Genomic DNA, 15,768 nt, shown 5'->3' with positions numbered 1-15,768 from the left:
CCGGCATGGCTAGCACTGCACGACTGCGCCAAGGGCTGTCGCAGCGCCAGCTCAGCATGATCGCCCTCGGCGGCGTCATCGGTGCCGGCTTGTTCGTCGGTTCCGGTGTGGTGATCAAAGACACCGGCCCCGCGGCGTTCCTGACGTACGCACTGTGCGGGCTGCTGATCGTCCTCGTGATGCGCATGCTGGGCGAAATGGCGGCCGCGAACCCGTCGACCGGATCGTTCGCCGATTACGCGGCCAAGGCCCTCGGCGGCTGGGCGGGGTTTTCGGTTGCCTGGCTGTACTGGTACTTCTGGGTGATCGTGGTCGGCTTCGAGGCGGTCGCCGGCGGGAAGGTCCTCAACTTCTGGTTTCACGCGCCGCTGTGGCTGCTGTCGCTGTGCCTGATGGTCTTGATGACCGCGACCAACCTGTTCTCGGTCTCGTCCTTCGGCGAATTCGAATTCTGGTTCGCCGGAATCAAAGTCGCGACCATCGTGATCTTTCTCGGCGTCGGCACGGCCTTCGTGCTGGGCCTCGTGCCGGGCCATCCCGGTGGATTGGCCAACCTCACCTCGCACGGTGGGTTCTTCCCCAAGGGTGTCGGGGCCGTCTTCGCCGCGATTGTGGTGGTGATCTTCTCCATGGTCGGCGCCGAGATCGTCACCGTGGCCGCCGCCGAAAGCCGGGACCCGCAACTCGCGGTCCAGAAGGCGACGAGATCGGTGGTGGCGCGGATCGGTGTCTTCTTCGTCGGTTCGGTCTTCCTGCTGGTGGTGATCTTGCCTTGGGACTCAGTGGAACTCGGCGCCTCGCCGTATGTTGCCGCGCTCAACCGCCTGGGGCTGCGCGGCGCGGATCAGGTGATGAACGCCGTGGTGCTCACCGCGGTGCTGTCGTGCCTGAACTCGGGGCTCTATACGGCGTCGCGGATGCTGTTCGTGCTCGCCGAACGGGGCGAGGCCCCGATGCGGTTGGTCAGGCTGAGCGGGCGTGGCGTTCCGCACATCGCCATCCTGTGTTCCTCGGCGGTCGGGTTCGGCTGCGTCATCATGGCGCGCGTCGCGCCCAACACCGTGTTTCTCTTCCTGCTCAACTCGTCTGGCGCCATCATCTTGTTCGTCTACTGGCTGATCGCGCTGTCGCAGATCGTCCTGCGCCGCCGCACCCCCGCCGAGAAGCTGCGAGTGAAGATGTGGTTCTTCCCGGTGCTCTCGATCCTCACCCTTGCCGGAATCACAGCCGTGCTGGTGCAGATGGCCTTCGACCGCTCGGCCCGCAGCCAGCTCTGGCTCAGCCTGCTTTCGTGGGCGGTGGTGATTGGGCTGTACTTCGCAGCCCGGGCCCGAGGCCGGGTCCCGGTGCGCCCCGAGGATTAAGACTTCCGCAGAACCGATATCGCATGCGCTATCAATTTTCGGAACCGCCTGGTGGCCGGCTGCTGGTACTAACGCGACTGGTGTGACGAACGGTCAGTCGGTTTTCGTCAGCAGTACCGCCTCCTCGAACGGCAGCCTCGCGAAAATCGCTTGCATTCCGGGGCTTACGTGCCCCGCCGCTTCGGCCTTGCTGACCACATGCGGGTCGGCGATGCCGAAGCTCTTGCCGTTGCGGCGCATCCGTCCGCCTCCCGCCGCGACCAGGTTCTTCAGCCAGTCCCGGTCCGGGCCGTAGGTCAGCACGATTGCCACCCCGGGCTTGCCGTCGACGTTGGTGCTGAACACATTCACTGGGGTGCGGTACGGCTTGCCCGAGCGGCGGCCGACGTGCTCGACGATGCCGAACGGTGGCAGCCAGCCGGCCCATAGCCGCTGAACCGGGTTGGTGACGTAACGGTTGAATCGGGCGAGCCCCTGCGGCATCTGCATACCGCTATCCAACTCGCCTGCGCCGCCCCGCATCAACCAAACTTTTGATGGCGAACGGGTCGGGTGTTTTCCCTGAGCGGCTCGCCAGGTGACGAAGCGGCCCAGCGCGCCGAGGTCGACGAGCTCGCGGTCGCCGAGGGCCTCGGGGACCTGGCCGCCCACCGGCTAGCGGCGGAAAGAGAGCGCGAAGCCGCCCGGCAAGGCGGCGCCTGACCCCTTCCTGCTACACCCTGTAGTTGAACCCGCCGCGGAGGCTGGGACACTGGTCGTCATGGGAAGCAGTGACCAGGCGACCGCGCACGCCGCGACGACGGCGGCGTCGGCCCGGCTGTTCGAGGACGCCTGCGCCGTCATCCCCGGCGGGGTGAACTCCCCGGTGCGCGCGTTCACCGCGGTGGGCGGCACCCCGCGCTTCATCACCGAGGCGCGCGGCTGCTGGCTCACCGACGCCGACGGCAACCGCTACGTGGACCTGGTCTGCTCCTGGGGTCCGATGATCCTGGGCCACGCGCACCCCGCCGTGGTCGAAGCCGTCGCCACGGCAGCCGCGTCCGGCCTGTCGTTCGGCGCGCCCACGCCGGCCGAGAGCCAACTGGCCGCCGAGATCATCGGGCGCGTGTCGCCCGTCCAGCGGATCCGCCTGGTCAACTCCGGCACCGAGGCCACGATGAGCGCGATCCGGCTGGCCCGCGGGTTCACCGGCAGGCCCAAGATCGTCAAGTTCTCCGGCTGCTACCACGGCCACGTCGACGCGCTGCTCGCCGACGCGGGTTCCGGGGTGGCGACGCTGGGTCTGCCGTCCTCGCCCGGGGTCACCGGCGCGGCGGCGGCCGACACAATTGTCTTGCCGTACAACGACATCGAAGCTGTCCGGCAGACGTTCGATGAGTTCGGCGACCAGATCGCCGCGGTGATCACCGAAGCCAGCCCCGGCAACATGGGTGTCGTCCCACCCGCGGCCGGCTACAACGCCGCGCTGCGCGCGATCACCGCCGAGCACGGTGCGCTGCTGATCGTCGACGAGGTGATGACCGGGTTCCGGGTCAGCCGAAGTGGTTGGTACGGAATCGATCCCGTCGCCGCCGACCTGTTCACCTTCGGCAAGGTGATGAGCGGCGGGCTGCCCGCGGCCGCGTTCGGCGGGCGGGCCGAGGTGATGGAGCGGCTGGCGCCGCTGGGGCCGGTGTATCAGGCCGGCACGTTGTCCGGCAACCCGGTGGCGGTGGCCGCCGGCCTGGCGACGCTGCGCGCCGCCGACGCCGCCGTCTACGCCGCGCTGGACGCCAACGCCGACCGGCTGGCCGCCCTGCTTTCCGACGCGTTGACGGGCGCCGGTGTGCCGCACCAGATTCCGCGGGCCGGCAACATGCTCAGCGTCTTCTTCTCCGACACGCCGGTGACCGACTTCGCGTCCGCGCGGGCCAGCCAGACGTGGCGTTTCCCTCCGTTCTTCCACGCCCTGCTGGACGCGGGCGTCTACCCGCCGTGCAGCGCCTTCGAGTCATGGTTCGTCTCGGCGGCGCTGGACGACGCGGCGTTCGACCGGATCGCCGAAGCCCTGCCCACCGCGGCACGCGCGGCCGCCCAGGAGGACAAGCCCTGATGGCCGAGCAAACCCGGGTCCACGTCGTGCGCCACGGCGAGGTGTACAACCCCAGCGGCGTCCTCTACGGCCGGCTGCCCGGGTTCCACCTGTCCGACCGGGGCCGTGAGCAGGCGGCCTCGGTCGCCGATGCGCTGGCCGGCCGAGACATCGTCGCGGTGGTCGCCTCCCCGCTGCAGCGGGCCCAGGAAACCGCCGCGCCCATCGCCGCGAAGCACGACGTGGCCGTGGACACCGACCACGACCTGATCGAATCGGCGAACTTCTTCGAGGGCCGCCGCGTCGGCCCGGGCGACGGCGCCTGGCGTGACCCGCGGTTCTGGTGGCAGTTGCGCAATCCGTTCACCCCGTCCTGGGGTGAGCCGTACGCCGACATCGCCGCGCGGATGACGACCGCGGTGGACAAGGCCCGCGCCCGTGGAGCCGGCAGCGAGGTGGTGTGCGTCAGCCATCAACTGCCGGTGTGGACGCTGCGCCTGCACCTGACCGGCAGGAGGCTGTGGCACGACCCGCGCCGGCGGGAGTGTGGGCTGTGCTCGATCACCACCCTGGTGTACGAGGGCGACCGGCTGGTCGACGTCGAGTACCAGGAACCGGCGGGCGCTTAGTTGCGCAGGCGACGATGCAGAGCGAAGCGATGAAGAGGAGCGGCGCCTTCTTCATGCGGCGACTGGCGATGGCCGGGGTCGTACTGACGACCCTGGTTGCCGGCTGTTCTTCCGGGCGCGACGCGGTAGCCCAGGGCGGCACCTTCGAGTTCGTCTCGCCCGGCGGGAAGACCGACATCTCCTACAACCCGCCGTCCAGCCGCGGCCACCCGGGTCCGCTGTCCGGGCCCGACCTGGCAGACCCGGCCCACCAGCTGTCGCTGGACGATCCGATCTTCGCCGGCCGGGTCGTCGTCATCAACATCTGGGGCCAGTGGTGCGGGCCGTGCCGGGCCGAGGTCAGCCAACTGCAGCAGGTCTATGACGCCACCCGCGATACCGGGGCGTCGTTCCTCGGCATCGACGTGCGCGACAGCAACCGGCAGGCGGCGCTGGACTTCGTCAATGACCGCCATGTGACGTTCCCGTCCATCTACGACCCGGCGATGCGCACGCTGATCGCGTTCGGCGGCAAGTACCCCACCACCGTCATCCCGTCCACGCTCGTCCTGGACCGTCAGCACCGGGTCGCGGCGGTGTTCCTGCGCGAACTGCTGGCCGCCGACCTGCAGCCCGTGGTGCAGAAACTGGCCCGGGAATGACCGGGTTCACCCAGATCGCCGCCGCCGGGCCGCTCCTGGTGGCCCTCGGCGTGTGTCTGCTGGCGGGGCTGGTGTCGTTCGCGTCGCCGTGCGTGGTCCCGCTGGTACCCGGCTATCTGTCCTACCTGGCCGCCGTCGTGGGGGTGGACGAGCAGCCGCCCCCGGGTGCGGTCAAGGCCCCGCCGTCGGCGCGGTGGCGGGTCGCGGGCTCGGCGGCGTTGTTCGTCGCCGGGTTCACCACGGTGTTCGTGCTGGGCACGGTCGCCGTTCTGGGTATGACGACCACGCTGATCACCAACCAGCTGCTGCTGCAGCGGGTCGGTGGCGTGCTGACGATCGTCATGGGGCTGGTGTTCGTCGGCCTGATCCCGGCCCTGCAACGCCAGGCCCGGTTCAGCCCGCGGCAGTTGACGACGGTCGCCGGGGCGCCGCTGCTGGGGGCGGTGTTCGCCTTGGGCTGGACGCCCTGCCTGGGGCCGACGCTGGCCGGAGTGATCACCGTGGCCTCGGCCACCGACGGCGCGAGCGTGGCCCGCGGGACCGCGTTGGTGATCGCGTACTGCCTGGGGCTGGGGATCCCGTTCGTGCTGCTGGCTTTCGGCTCGGCGGGCGCGGTGGGGGCCCTGGGCTGGCTGCGGCGTCACACCCGGGCCATCCAGATCTTCGGCGGCGCGCTGCTCATCACGGTCGGTGCCCTGCTGGTCAGCGGGGTGTGGAACGACTTCATCTCCTGGCTGCGCGACGCCTTCGTATCCGACGTGAGGCTGCCGATTTGATGGCGCGACTTCTCGCCTGGGGGCGCAACACCTGGCGCGCGTTGACCTCGATGGGCACCGCGCTGGTGCTGCTGTTCCTGCTCGCGCTGGGCGCGATACCCGGGGCGCTGCTGCCGCAGCGCAGCCTCAACGCCGGCAAGGTCGACGACTACCTGAAGGCCCACCGGGTCATCGGGCCGTGGCTGGATCGGCTGCAGGCCTTCAATGTGTTCTCCAGCTTCTGGTTCACCGCCGTGTACGTCCTGCTGTTCGTCTCGCTGATCGGCTGCCTGACCCCACGGATGATCGAGCATGCCCGCAGCCTGCGGGCCACCCCGGTGGCCGCCCCGCGCAACCTGGCCCGGCTGCCCAAGCACGCCAGCGCCCAGATCCCAGCCGACCCCGACGAGCTGAACGCCCTGGCGAACACGATCACCGGCCGGCTCCGCGGCTGGCGCACCGCCATCCGTCACCCGGACGACGATGAGGCCAGCACGGCGGAGGTGTCCGCCGAGAAGGGCTACTTGCGCGAGTTCGGCAACATCGTCTTCCACTTCTCGCTGCTGGGCCTGCTGGTCGCGGTGGCCGTCGGCAAGCTGTTCGGCTACGAGGGCAACGTCATCGTCATCGCCGACTCCGGCCCGGGCTTCTGCTCGGCCTCGCCGGCCGCGTTCGACTCGTTCCGCGCCGGCAACACCGTCGACGGCACGTCGCTGAATCCAATCTGCATACGCGTCAACGACTTTCACGCGCACTACCTGCCGTCGGGGCAGGCCACCTCGTTCGCCGCCGACATCGACTACCAAGCCGGGCACGATCTGGCGGCCAACAGCTGGCGGCCCTACCGGCTGGAGGTCAACCACCCGCTGCGCGTCGGCGGCGACCGGGTGTACCTGCAGGGGCACGGCTACGCACCCACCTTCACCGTCACGTTCCCGGACGGGCAGACACGCACCTCGACCGTGCAATGGCGACCCGACAACCCGCAGACGCTGCTCTCGTCTGGGGTGGTGCGCATCGACCCGCCCGCCGGCAGTTATCCCACCGCCGCCGAGCGTCGCCAGCACGAGATCGCGATCCAGGGCCTGCTGGCGCCGACCGAGCAGCTCGACGGCACGCTGTTGTCGTCGCGGTTCCCGGCCCTGAACGCCCCCGCGGTGGCCGTCGACATCTACCGCGGCGACACCGGCCTGGACACCGGGCGGCCCCAATCGCTGTTCACGCTGGACCCGCGGCTGATCCAGCAGGGCCGGCTGACCAAGGAAAAGCGCGTCAACCTGCGCGCAGGCCAAGAGGTGCGGATCGAGGCGGGACCGGCGGCCGGCACCGTCGTCCGCTTCGACGGCGCCGTGCCGTTCGTCAACCTGCAGGTCTCCCACGACCCCGGCCAGACCTGGGTGCTGGTCTTCGCGATCACGATGATGGCGGGCCTGGTGGTATCGCTGCTGGTGCGCCGGCGCCGGGTGTGGGTCAGGCTCACTCCGGCTAGTGGCAAGGCGGCCGGTACGGTGGACGTCGAACTGGGCGGGCTTGCGCGCACCGACAACTCCGGGTGGGGCGACGAGTTCGAGCGATTGACCGAGCGGTTACTGGATGGCCTTGGTGAGCCCGCCGCGTCCAGAAGGAGTTCTCAGGTGGACGTCAAATGAACACGGTGCACGTCAACATCGGCCTGGCGCGCTACTCGGACTGGGCGTTCACGTCGGCCGTCGTGGCGCTCGTCATCGCGCTGCTGCTGCTGGCCTTCGAGCTGGCATATGCCGGCGGTCGCCGCGTCGACCAGCGCGAACGGGTCTTGGCCGGTGCGGTTTCCTCCGACAGCTTCACCCCCGGCATCGTGGAGGACGCCCCCGGCCGGCCGTTGGACGAACGCGTGGGGCGGGCCGGGTTGGCCGTCGTCTACCTCGGCATCGGGCTGCTGCTCGCCTGCATCGTGCTGCGTGGCCTGGCCACCCTGCGGGTGCCGTGGGGCAACATGTACGAGTTCATCAACCTGACCTGCATGTGCGGGCTGCTCGCCGGGGCTTTCGTGTTGCGCCGCCCGCAATACCGCCCGCTGTGGGTTTTCCTGCTGGTGCCGGTGCTGATCCTGCTCACGGTGTCCGGGCGTTGGCTCTACACGAATGCCGCGCCCGTGATGCCCGCGCTGCAGTCCTATTGGCTGCCCATTCACGTGTCGGTGGTCAGCCTGGGCTCCGGGGTGTTCATGGTCGCCGGCATCGCCAGCATCCTGTTCTTGCTGCGCACGTCGCGGCTAGGGGAGGGCCCGGACCCGGAAGACACTGCGGGCGCCTTGGCCCGGATGGTGCGGCGGTTCCCCGACGCGCAGACCCTGGACCGCGTCGCCTACCGGACCACGATCTTCGCCTTCCCGGTCTTCGGCTTCGGGGTCATCTTCGGCGCGATCTGGGCGGAGGAGGCCTGGGGCCGGTATTGGGGCTGGGACCCCAAGGAGACGGTGTCCTTCGTGGCATGGGTGATTTACGCCGCCTACCTGCACGCCAGGTCGACCGCGGGATGGCGGGACAGGAAGGCGGCCTGGATCAACGTCGCGGGGTTCGTGGCCATGGTCTTCAATCTGTTCTTCGTTAACCTGGTGACTGTGGGCCTGCATTCGTATGCGGGCGTGGGGTGACCGCAAGCGACCGACCCAAGTAGCACAACAAGGGGGAGTACAGGTGTCCGACCATCCGACGACGGACGTGGGGGCGGCCGATCCACCGACCACGCAATTGCCTCCGCAGGGGCCGTCCGCCTCGCCATCGCCTGAAAACGCTGACGAATCGCCCTCCGACGGCGGCGAAGCGCCGACCCGCGCCTTCGCCGGATTCCGCACCGAGCGGCGGGTTCCCGGCCCCGAGCAGCGCGAGGCGGCGCCGCTCACCACGGCCAGGCCCGCGGGGATGCCGCCGTGGGATGCCACCCCGGTGACCGGTATCCCGCGGGTCGACCCGACCGCGTACGGCGCCTACTACAACGGCCCGGCCGACGCGCCGCCCGCGCAGGTCCCGCCGCGGCCCGAGTCCCTGCCGCACACGCCGTACCCGGAGCTTTCCACCGGCATGTTGCTGCGGCCCGTCAAGCCGCCGCCCTCCGAGGGCTGGCGCCGGCTGCTCTACGAACTGTCCGGCCACCTGATCAACCTGGGGGAGAGCCCCCGGGCCGCCCGCTACAACAACCTGCTGGCGCAGGTGAACCGGCCGTTGCGGGGCTGCTACCGGATCGCGCTGGTGTCGCTGAAGGGCGGTGTCGGCAAGACGACCATCGCCGCGACGATGGGTGCCACCTTCGCCTCCATCCGCGGTGACCGGGTGGTCGCGGTCGACGCCAACCCCGACCGCGGCACCCTGAGCCACAAGATCCCGCTGGAGACGGCGGCGACGGTGCGTCAGCTGCTGCACGACGCCGGCAGCATCGAGCGCTACAGCGATGTCCGCCGCTACACCTCGAAGGGCCCGAGCGGGCTGGAAGTGCTGGCCTCAGAAACCGACCCGGCCATCTCGGAGGCGTTCAGCGCCGACGACTACACCCGGGTTTTGGACGTCCTGGAGCGGTTCTACGGCCTGGTGCTCACCGACTGCGGCCCCGGACTGCTGCATTCGGCGATGTCCTCGGTGCTGGAGAAGGCCGACGTTCTCGTCGTGGTCAGCTCCGGATCCATCGACGGCGCGCGCAGCGCGTCGGCGACGCTGGACTGGTTGGACGCGCACGGCCACGAGGAGCTGGTCCGCAACTCGGTCGCCGTCATCAACGGCGTGCGTCCGCGGACGGGCAAGGTCGACATGAACAAGGTGGTCGACCACTTCTCCCGCCGCTGCCGCGCGGTTCAGGTGGTGCCGTTCGACCCGCACCTCGAAGAGGGCGCCGAGATCGACTTGGACCGGCTGAAGCGGTCGACCCGCGAGGCGCTCACCGAGCTGGCGGCCATCGTCGCCGACGGGTTCCCGGGCGACCAGCGCAACCCCGGAGTCGCGTAGAACGGGCTTTAACGGGGGTTGTTGTCGCCGTGCCCTAACCGCCGCAAGAACTCTGGATCGTCGTCGGGCCCGATAACGCGCGTCTTCGGCCGATGGGTTTGCGACCGCGCCGTACGCCAGCCAACGTAGATCAGCGTCCCCAACATCAGGACGAGCAGCAGGTAGAGCACTCAACACCTCCTTCGACGAATATACCCGCGTCGTAGGCTCGGCCTGTGTCAGAAGGAGCTAGCGACAACAGCACCGGGGACGGCGTGGACGAGGGCCGGGCGCAGCGCCCCGGCCAGCGGGCGGTCCTCGACGTTCTGCTCTACGCGGCGGCGCGGCTGCTGCTGGCGGTGGCGCTCGCCGCCGCGATCTACGGGGTGGCGCGCGTGATGGGTGTCAGCCAGTTTCCGCTCGCGGTCGCCGCGTTGTTCGCTCTGATCATCGCGATGCCCCTGGGCATCTGGTTGTTCGGCCCGCTGCGCCGGCGCGCGACCGCGTCGCTGGCGATCGCAGGCGAGCGGCGGCGCCGGGAGCGCGAACAATTGCGGGCGAGGTTGCAGGGTGAGGCGGAGCCCGATGAGGGGAGCGACGAAGCGTGAGGCCGGTCAGAAGTTGGGCATCCGCACGACCTGCGCGGCGTAACTGAGGCCCGCGCCGTAGCCAATCAGCAGGGCCAGATCGCCCGGCTTGGCCGCCCCGGTTTCCAGCAGTTCGGCCATCGCCAGGGGAATGGAGGCCGCAGAGGTGTTCCCGGTGTGCTCGATGTCGTTGGCGACGACGGCGTCGGGCCGCAGGTCCAGGCTCTTGGCCAGCACCTCGTTGATGCGGCTGTTGGCCTGGTGAGGCACGAACACGTCGATCTCGTCGGGCCTGATGCCCGCCGCGTCCATCGCCTGCCGGCCGACCTTGCCCATCTCGAACGCCGCCCACCGGAACACCGCGCTGCCCTCCAGCCGCAGGAACGGGCGCGGGCCCGTCGGGCTGTCCGTGTAGTCGATCCAGTCGATGTCCTGGCGTATCGCCAGCGCCTGTTCGCCGTCACTGCCCCAGACGGTCGGGCCGATGCCCTGATCGGGCGTCTCGCCCACCACCACTCCCGCCGCGCCGTCGGCGAAGATGAAGCAGTTGGTGCGGTCTTGCATGTCCACCGTGGGGGAGAGTTTCTCCGAACCGAGTACCAGTACCTTGGCGGCGGTTCCGCCGCGGATCATGTCGGCGGCGACACCGAGCGCGTAGCCGAAGCCGGCGCACCCCGCCGAGACGTCGAACGCGGGCGCGCCGGTGGCGCCCAGCGCCGCGGCGACCGCCGGGGCGCAGGCGGGGGTCTGCAGAAAATGCGTGCTGGTCGCCACGATCACGCAGTCGATGTCGGCGGGCGTCAACGCGGCCTTCGCGATCGCCTGTCGCCCGGCCGCGATGGCCATGGATGCGGCGGATTCGTCGCGGGCGGCGAATCGGCGGGTCTTGATTCCCGTCCGGGAGAAGATCCACTCATCGGACGATTCGATGTTCTCGCATATCTCGTCGTTGGTGACCACCCGTTCGGGGCGGTACGCCCCGACACTGAGCAATCCGATGTTCTTCGGTCCACTGGTCACGGCGATCTGCTTCACTGCTGTCCCCGATCGGTGCTCGCTGTGAACGGCCATCGGTTCCGACGCCGGTCCCTCATTGTTATCGGATCCGGTCCCGGCGTTTCACTCGAGTGTGCATATCGGGCGGCGACACGCCGACAAACCCCGCCGCCAGTGCACAGTCAACGCCGTGGGCGCGCGGTCGATCAGCCGGCCAACGCCAGGGCCGCTGCCACCGCGATCGCCCAGGCGACCATGGCCAGGCCGGTATCGCGCAGCACGGGAATCAGCTCCGGGCCGCCGCGTCCTGACCGCACCGGACCCGCGGCGCGCAGCGCCAGCGGCGCGGCCACCAGTCCCGCGGCGCACCACGGCGTGGCCGCCATCAGCACCAGGGTCAACACCCCGGCGGTCGCCAGCAGCGCCTGGTACAGGATGCGGGTGCGGGCATCGCCCAGCCGCACCGCCAGGGTGATCTTTCCCGACCGCGCGTCGGTGGGAATGTCCCGCAGGTTGTTGGCCACCAGCACCGAGGACGACAGCGCCCCGACGGACACCGCCAGCGCCAGCCCCACCCAGTCCACCCGCAGCGCCTGGGTGTACTCGGTGCCGAGCACGGCCACCAGGCCGAAGAACACGAACACCGCGACCTCACCAAAACCCGCGTAGCCGTAGGGTTTCGAGCCGCCCGTGTACAGCCACGCGCCGGCGATACACACCGCGCCCACCGCGATCAGCCACGGCGCGCTGACGAGCGCGAGCGCCAGGCCGGCCGCCGCCCCGATCGTCAGGCTCGCCACCGCGGCGACCAGCACCGACCGCGGGGTGGCCAGCCGCGAGCCCACCAGGCGCACCGGGCCGGCCCGGTCGTCGTCGGTGCCGCGGATGCCGTCGGAGTAGTCGTTGGCGTAGTTGACGCCGACGGTCAGCGCGACGGCGACGGCCAGCGCCAGCAGCCCCTTCCACCACACCGCCGAGTGCAGCCACGCCGCCGCGCCGGTGCCCGCGACCACCGGCGCCACCGCGTTGGGGAGCGTCCGCGGTCGCGCACCGGAGATCCACTGCCCGAAATTGGCCACGCACGCATCCTGCCAGGAGCCGGGCGCGAACCCGCACCCGCAATCGGGCCAGGGCCATGCACCACAATGGTCGGATGCTCGGAGTCATCGGCGGCAGCGGCTTTTACACCTTCTTCGAGTCCGATACCCGCGCCCTCGACGTCGACACCCCGTACGGCCCGCCCAGTGCTCCGGTGACGATCGGCGTCGTCGGGGGACACGAGGTCGCGTTCCTGCCCCGGCACGGGACCACGCACCAGTTCTCGGCGCACACCGTGCCGTACCGGGCCAACATGTGGGCGCTGCGCAAGCTCGGGGTGCGACGGATTTTCGGGCCCTGCGCCGTCGGCAGCCTCCAACGCGAAAACGGCCCCGGCGCCATCGTGGTGCCCGATCAGCTGGTCGATCGCACCAGCGGCCGCCCCGACACGTATTTCGATGCCGGCGGCATTCATGTCGACTTCGCCGACCCGTACTGCCCGACCCTGCGGGCCGCGGTCACCGGCCTGCCCGGCGTGGTCGACGGCGGCACCATGGTGGTGATCCAGGGACCGCGGTTTTCCACGCGCGCGGAAAGCCAGTGGTTCGCTTCCGCCGGGTTCTCCCTGGTCAACATGACCGGCTACCCGGAGGCGGTGCTGGCCCGGGAACTCGAAATGTGCTATGCGACAATTGCTTTGGTCACCGACCTGGACGCCGGTGTCACGGCCGGCAAGGGTGTGACGACCGTCGAGGTGTTCGCCGAATTCGAGAAGAACATCGGGGGATTCAAGGAGCTGGTGCGCGAGGCGATCGGCCGCGTTGCCGGTGAACGCAACTGCACACACTGCCTGCCGCACACCGGCGTCACGCTGCCCGTCGAGTTGCCATGAGGGTGCTGCTCACCGGGGCGGCCGGTTTCATCGGTTCGCGGGTGGACGCGGCGCTGCGGGCGGCGGGCCACGACGTGGTCGGCGTCGACGCGTTGCTGCCCGCGGCGCACGGCCCGAATCCCGTTCTGCCGCAGGGGTGTCACCGCGTCGACGTCCGCGACGCCGACGCGCTGGCGTCCCTGCTGGACGGGGTGGACCTGGTCTGTCATCAGGCGGCGATGGTCGGCGCTGGCGTGGACGCCGCCGACGCCCCCGCCTATGGCGCCCACAACGATTTGGGCACCACGGTGCTGCTGGCGCAGATGTTCGCCGCCGGGGTGCGCCGTTTGGTGCTGGCGTCGTCGATGGTGGTGTACGGGCAGGGCCGTTACCACTGCGCGCAGCACGGACACGTCGACCCGTTGCCGCGGCGGCGCGCCGACCTCGACGCCGGGATCTTCGAACACCGCTGCCCGATCGGGGGCGAGGAGCTGCAGTGGCGCCTCGTCGACGAGGACGCCGCGCTGCGGCCGCGCAGCCTGTACGCGGCCAGCAAGACCGCGCAGGAGCACTACGCGCTGGCGTGGTCGGACGCGACGGGCGGCTCGGTGGTGGCGCTGCGCTACCACAATGTCTACGGCCCCGGGATGCCGCGCGACACCCCGTATTCCGGGGTGGCGGCGATCTTCCGGTCATCGCTCGAAAAGGGCCAGCCGCCAAGGGTCTTCGAAGACGGTGGCCAGATGCGGGACTTCGTCCACGTCGACGACGTGGCCGCCGCCAATCTCGCGGCCGTCACGTCGACGATCGACGGCTTCACCGCGGTCAACGTCTGTTCGGGGCGGCCTGTCTCGATCCTGCAGGTGGCCGGCGCGCTGTGCGAGGCGCGCACGGATTCCAGCCGTTCGCTCGCGCCGGTGATCACCGGCCAGTACCGCAGCGGCGATGTGCGCCACATCGTCGCCGATCCTTCCCGGGCGGCCGAGGTGCTGGGTTTCCGCGCGGCCATCGACCCGGCCGAGGGCCTCCGCGAATTCGCGTTCGCCCCGCTTCGCTGAGTGTCTCAGGCCTGCGGCGGCCGGTAGATCTGCGGCTTCTGCACGGGTATCTGTCGCGTCGCGGAGTCGTCGCCCCGGAAGAGCCGCGGACCGGTGGTGATCCGGGTGGTCGCCGCGGCCGACGGCGGGGCGGCGTGGCCCACCGGTACGCGCGCCCTGGGCGCGGCGGGAGCGCCGCCCGCCGGGGCGGCGGGTTTAGCGACGGCGCGGCGGCGGCGCAGGCGCCGGCCGTGCAGCTGCCCGGTGACGATGGCCGCCCCCAGGATGCAGAGGGCCAGGCCGCACAGCGCCACGTCGAAGGTGCTGGTGATCTGCTGGGCGAGGTTGTTGCCGTAGACCGGGTGCTGGGCAGGGGAATTGGGTGAATCCGCGAACCGCGGCGCCAGCACCACGCCCACGAAAACGCGGGCGATGCTCAGCGTGGCGACCAGCCCGCACAGCGAGGAGATCAGTCGCGCGGAGCGGGCGGCGTTGGCCAGGTTGATGCGCAGCCAGATCGCAAGGACCGCGGTCGCCAGGTCGAACGCGGCCAGCACCACGCTGTCGTACCGGGAGAAGGGGTAATTCAGGCTCACGGCGACGAAGAGATCGGTGAATCTCATCACCATCGAGCCCAGGCCCCATACGGCTATGAGCAGCAAGCCATTTCGGGCCGCCGCCCGCCAGGCGCTCTCCTCGGCCCCGGTCGTGTTCCGGTGACCGAACAGGGTCGCCGGCGCGAACATCGCCGCGGCGGCCGCCCATGCCAGATAGCCCTCGAACCCGACCCCGGCGGTCGACGTGTTCTGCGCGATGCCGTGGAACGCGTCGATGTCCCGCCCCAGCGGCAGGCTCCACACCAGGATCCCGGCGACCAGCGTCGACGCGCCGAGCGCGACGGTGGCCAGCCGAGCGGCCCTGGTGCTGCGCAGCAACCACCTCGCGGCGACCAGCACGGCGACCAACGCCACCACGCCGTACACCACCGCGGTCACGATGACCGCGATGTTCTGCTTGCCGAATTCGGCAGTGCCACCGGCGCTTTGCAGCGCGTAGCGCACCCGCCAGTACAGGTTGAGGCCAAAGCTGAGCACCGCCAACACCATCGACGCGTAGCCGATGAGCCGGGCAGAGTTCAGCCAGCCGGTGTGCTCGTCGCCTTCGGGAACCGGTCCGGAGCGGGCGCCGGCGGCCACCGTTTGGGCGCTCAGCATGCAGCCGGCGATCCCCACCCACGCCCCGGGCCCCACCCCGCCCGGCACGTTCACCGTGCCACCGAACCGGACGGTCTCGAATGCGTCGAACCCGACGAAGGCCAGCACGAGCAGCGCGTAGGGGATGTTGAGGCCCAGGCGAAGCCGGCCGGCCGTCGCGGGGTTGAACCGCGCGCCCGAGGACCTCCAGGAACCGGCCACGGCGACGGCGATGACGGACAGCAGCGTCACGGCGAGCAGCACCGCGGAGAGGGTCGGGTTGCTGTCGGGAATCCCGACGCCGAAGTACAGATTCCACGGCAGGAACAGGGCGACGAGGAGCAGCGCGACGGCGGTCAGGTCGCTGACGAGGTGCCAGCGCCGCGTCGAATCCCCCGCTGCGGCCGGAGCGCCGGCGGCCGGCCGGATGATGCGTGCGGTTTGCTGTGCCTGTCCGGGATCGACGGGGCCGGTAGGCGCGTCGTCACTGCTCTGGCTCACCATGCCCCCCGGAAATCGCGCGGCGGGTGAATACCCTGCCGAGTCGGCCGCACTGCTCGCTTGCGAACATATTCTCCGTTCGGACGCCGTGCAGATTCCGCGGCGACCGTCCTGTCGTTCGGGAAGCTG

The 15,768-nt window shown here is 70.2% G+C and carries 17 protein-coding genes; 12 read left to right on the top strand and 5 right to left on the bottom strand.

Annotation, left to right across the window (positions count from 1 at the left end; translation table 11 throughout):
• Positions 1–5: 5 nt before the first annotated feature.
• Positions 6–1,364 carry an amino acid permease gene (locus AWC17_RS28170; RefSeq protein WP_046185651.1) on the top strand — a complete coding sequence of 453 codons (1,359 nt, stop codon included), beginning with the start codon at positions 6–8 and terminating at the stop codon, positions 1,362–1,364.
• Between the two features lie 93 nt (positions 1,365–1,457).
• Here AWC17_RS28170 and AWC17_RS28165 read toward each other — a convergent pair whose 3' ends face one another.
• A complete protein-coding gene (locus AWC17_RS28165; RefSeq protein ID WP_046185652.1) occupies positions 1,458–1,853 on the bottom strand; it encodes a nitroreductase family deazaflavin-dependent oxidoreductase in 396 nt (131 codons plus the stop codon).
• A 63-nt stretch (positions 1,854–1,916) separates the two neighbouring features.
• Between AWC17_RS28165 and AWC17_RS32935 the strand changes: the two genes are divergently transcribed.
• Genes AWC17_RS32935 through AWC17_RS28130 form a run of 8 tightly spaced genes read left to right on the top strand, consistent with a single transcriptional unit; the run spans position 1,917 to position 9,437 of the window.
• Positions 1,917–2,066, top strand: a complete 150-nt coding sequence (locus AWC17_RS32935; protein WP_156174189.1) for a hypothetical protein — start codon at positions 1,917–1,919, stop codon at positions 2,064–2,066.
• 58 nt (positions 2,067–2,124) lie between these two features.
• Entirely contained in the window at positions 2,125–3,456 is a 1,332-nt protein-coding gene (gene hemL, locus AWC17_RS28160; RefSeq protein ID WP_047322995.1) for a glutamate-1-semialdehyde 2,1-aminomutase, read from the top strand.
• Positions 3,456–4,064: a histidine phosphatase family protein gene (locus tag AWC17_RS28155; RefSeq protein ID WP_046186490.1), complete on the top strand. Its 609-nt coding sequence runs from the start codon at positions 3,456–3,458 to the stop codon at positions 4,062–4,064. Before hemL ends, AWC17_RS28155 begins: the two co-directional genes overlap by 1 nt.
• 53 nt (positions 4,065–4,117) lie before the next feature.
• Positions 4,118–4,705, top strand: coding sequence for a TlpA disulfide reductase family protein (locus tag AWC17_RS28150; RefSeq protein WP_046186495.1), 588 nt, complete (start codon positions 4,118–4,120; stop codon positions 4,703–4,705).
• Complete coding sequence (locus AWC17_RS28145; protein WP_046186491.1) at positions 4,702–5,481, top strand: cytochrome c biogenesis CcdA family protein; 780 nt, start codon at positions 4,702–4,704, stop codon at positions 5,479–5,481. Before AWC17_RS28150 ends, AWC17_RS28145 begins: the two co-directional genes overlap by 4 nt.
• Positions 5,481–7,109 (top strand): cytochrome c biogenesis protein ResB, encoded by a 1,629-nt coding sequence (gene resB, locus AWC17_RS28140; RefSeq protein ID WP_046186492.1) that lies wholly within the window; start codon positions 5,481–5,483, stop codon positions 7,107–7,109. Before AWC17_RS28145 ends, resB begins: the two co-directional genes overlap by 1 nt.
• Positions 7,106–8,095: a c-type cytochrome biogenesis protein CcsB gene (gene ccsB / locus AWC17_RS28135; protein WP_046186493.1), complete on the top strand. Its 990-nt coding sequence runs from the start codon at positions 7,106–7,108 to the stop codon at positions 8,093–8,095. Before resB ends, ccsB begins: the two co-directional genes overlap by 4 nt.
• 43 nt (positions 8,096–8,138) lie before the next feature.
• Positions 8,139–9,437, top strand: a complete 1,299-nt coding sequence (locus tag AWC17_RS28130; RefSeq protein WP_047322998.1) for a MinD/ParA family ATP-binding protein — start codon at positions 8,139–8,141, stop codon at positions 9,435–9,437.
• An 8-nt stretch (positions 9,438–9,445) separates the two neighbouring features.
• On the opposite strand, the gene AWC17_RS32355 is transcribed toward AWC17_RS28130, so the two are convergent.
• Positions 9,446–9,607 carry a hypothetical protein gene (locus AWC17_RS32355; RefSeq protein WP_141224827.1) on the bottom strand — a complete coding sequence of 54 codons (162 nt, stop codon included), beginning with the start codon at positions 9,605–9,607 and terminating at the stop codon, positions 9,446–9,448.
• Positions 9,608–9,691: 84 nt separating this feature from the next.
• On the opposite strand from AWC17_RS32355, the gene AWC17_RS28125 reads away from it, so the two are divergent.
• The gene (locus AWC17_RS28125) at positions 9,692–10,024 is read left to right on the top strand and encodes a DUF4229 domain-containing protein (RefSeq protein ID WP_046187175.1); all 333 of its coding nucleotides are present in this window, start codon (positions 9,692–9,694) and stop codon (positions 10,022–10,024) included.
• A 6-nt stretch (positions 10,025–10,030) separates the two neighbouring features.
• On the opposite strand, the gene AWC17_RS28120 is transcribed toward AWC17_RS28125, so the two are convergent.
• Both AWC17_RS28120 and AWC17_RS28115 read right to left on the bottom strand, forming a co-directional pair.
• Complete coding sequence (locus AWC17_RS28120; RefSeq protein ID WP_047322999.1) at positions 10,031–11,038, bottom strand: beta-ketoacyl-ACP synthase III; 1,008 nt, start codon at positions 11,036–11,038, stop codon at positions 10,031–10,033.
• A 167-nt stretch (positions 11,039–11,205) separates the two neighbouring features.
• Positions 11,206–12,078, bottom strand: coding sequence for a 1,4-dihydroxy-2-naphthoate polyprenyltransferase (locus AWC17_RS28115; protein ID WP_046187180.1), 873 nt, complete (start codon positions 12,076–12,078; stop codon positions 11,206–11,208).
• 74 nt (positions 12,079–12,152) lie between these two features.
• On the opposite strand from AWC17_RS28115, the gene AWC17_RS28110 reads away from it, so the two are divergent.
• Together AWC17_RS28110 and AWC17_RS28105 are read left to right on the top strand one after the other, a co-directional pair.
• The gene (locus AWC17_RS28110) at positions 12,153–12,929 is read left to right on the top strand and encodes an S-methyl-5'-thioadenosine phosphorylase (RefSeq protein ID WP_046187181.1); all 777 of its coding nucleotides are present in this window, start codon (positions 12,153–12,155) and stop codon (positions 12,927–12,929) included.
• Entirely contained in the window at positions 12,926–13,966 is a 1,041-nt protein-coding gene (locus tag AWC17_RS28105; RefSeq protein ID WP_085165529.1) for an NAD-dependent epimerase/dehydratase family protein, read from the top strand. Before AWC17_RS28110 ends, AWC17_RS28105 begins: the two co-directional genes overlap by 4 nt.
• 5 nt (positions 13,967–13,971) lie before the next feature.
• Here the strand turns inward: AWC17_RS28105 and AWC17_RS28100 are convergent, their stop codons facing one another.
• Positions 13,972–15,642 (bottom strand): DUF7937 domain-containing protein, encoded by a 1,671-nt coding sequence (locus AWC17_RS28100; protein WP_047323003.1) that lies wholly within the window; start codon positions 15,640–15,642, stop codon positions 13,972–13,974.
• Positions 15,643–15,768: the final 126 nt, after the last annotated feature.

It is taken from the genome of Mycobacterium nebraskense, from assembly GCF_002102255.1.
Classification (GTDB): domain Bacteria; phylum Actinomycetota; class Actinomycetes; order Mycobacteriales; family Mycobacteriaceae; genus Mycobacterium; species Mycobacterium nebraskense.
Note: the sequence above shows the minus strand (reverse complement) of the source record. Positions and strands in the feature narration are given on the sequence as shown.

Excerpts from the sequence above, each read along its gene's own strand:
- ccsB (WP_046186493.1), top strand. The coding sequence starts at position 7,106 with ATGAACACGGTGCACGTCAACATCGGCCTGGCGCGCTACTCGGACTGG.
- AWC17_RS28110 (WP_046187181.1), top strand. The coding sequence starts at position 12,153 with ATGCTCGGAGTCATCGGCGGCAGCGGCTTTTACACCTTCTTCGAGTCC.
- AWC17_RS28155 (WP_046186490.1), top strand. The coding sequence starts at position 3,456 with ATGGCCGAGCAAACCCGGGTCCACGTCGTGCGCCACGGCGAGGTGTAC.
- AWC17_RS28145 (WP_046186491.1), top strand. The coding sequence starts at position 4,702 with ATGACCGGGTTCACCCAGATCGCCGCCGCCGGGCCGCTCCTGGTGGCC.
- AWC17_RS28165 (WP_046185652.1), bottom strand. The coding sequence starts at position 1,853 with ATGCAGATGCCGCAGGGGCTCGCCCGATTCAACCGTTACGTCACCAAC.
- AWC17_RS28150 (WP_046186495.1), top strand. The coding sequence starts at position 4,118 with ATGCGGCGACTGGCGATGGCCGGGGTCGTACTGACGACCCTGGTTGCC.
- hemL (WP_047322995.1), top strand. The coding sequence starts at position 2,125 with ATGGGAAGCAGTGACCAGGCGACCGCGCACGCCGCGACGACGGCGGCG.
- resB (WP_046186492.1), top strand. The coding sequence starts at position 5,481 with ATGGCGCGACTTCTCGCCTGGGGGCGCAACACCTGGCGCGCGTTGACC.
- AWC17_RS28100 (WP_047323003.1), bottom strand. The coding sequence starts at position 15,642 with ATGGTGAGCCAGAGCAGTGACGACGCGCCTACCGGCCCCGTCGATCCC.
- AWC17_RS28170 (WP_046185651.1), top strand. The coding sequence starts at position 6 with ATGGCTAGCACTGCACGACTGCGCCAAGGGCTGTCGCAGCGCCAGCTC.
- AWC17_RS28105 (WP_085165529.1), top strand. The coding sequence starts at position 12,926 with ATGAGGGTGCTGCTCACCGGGGCGGCCGGTTTCATCGGTTCGCGGGTG.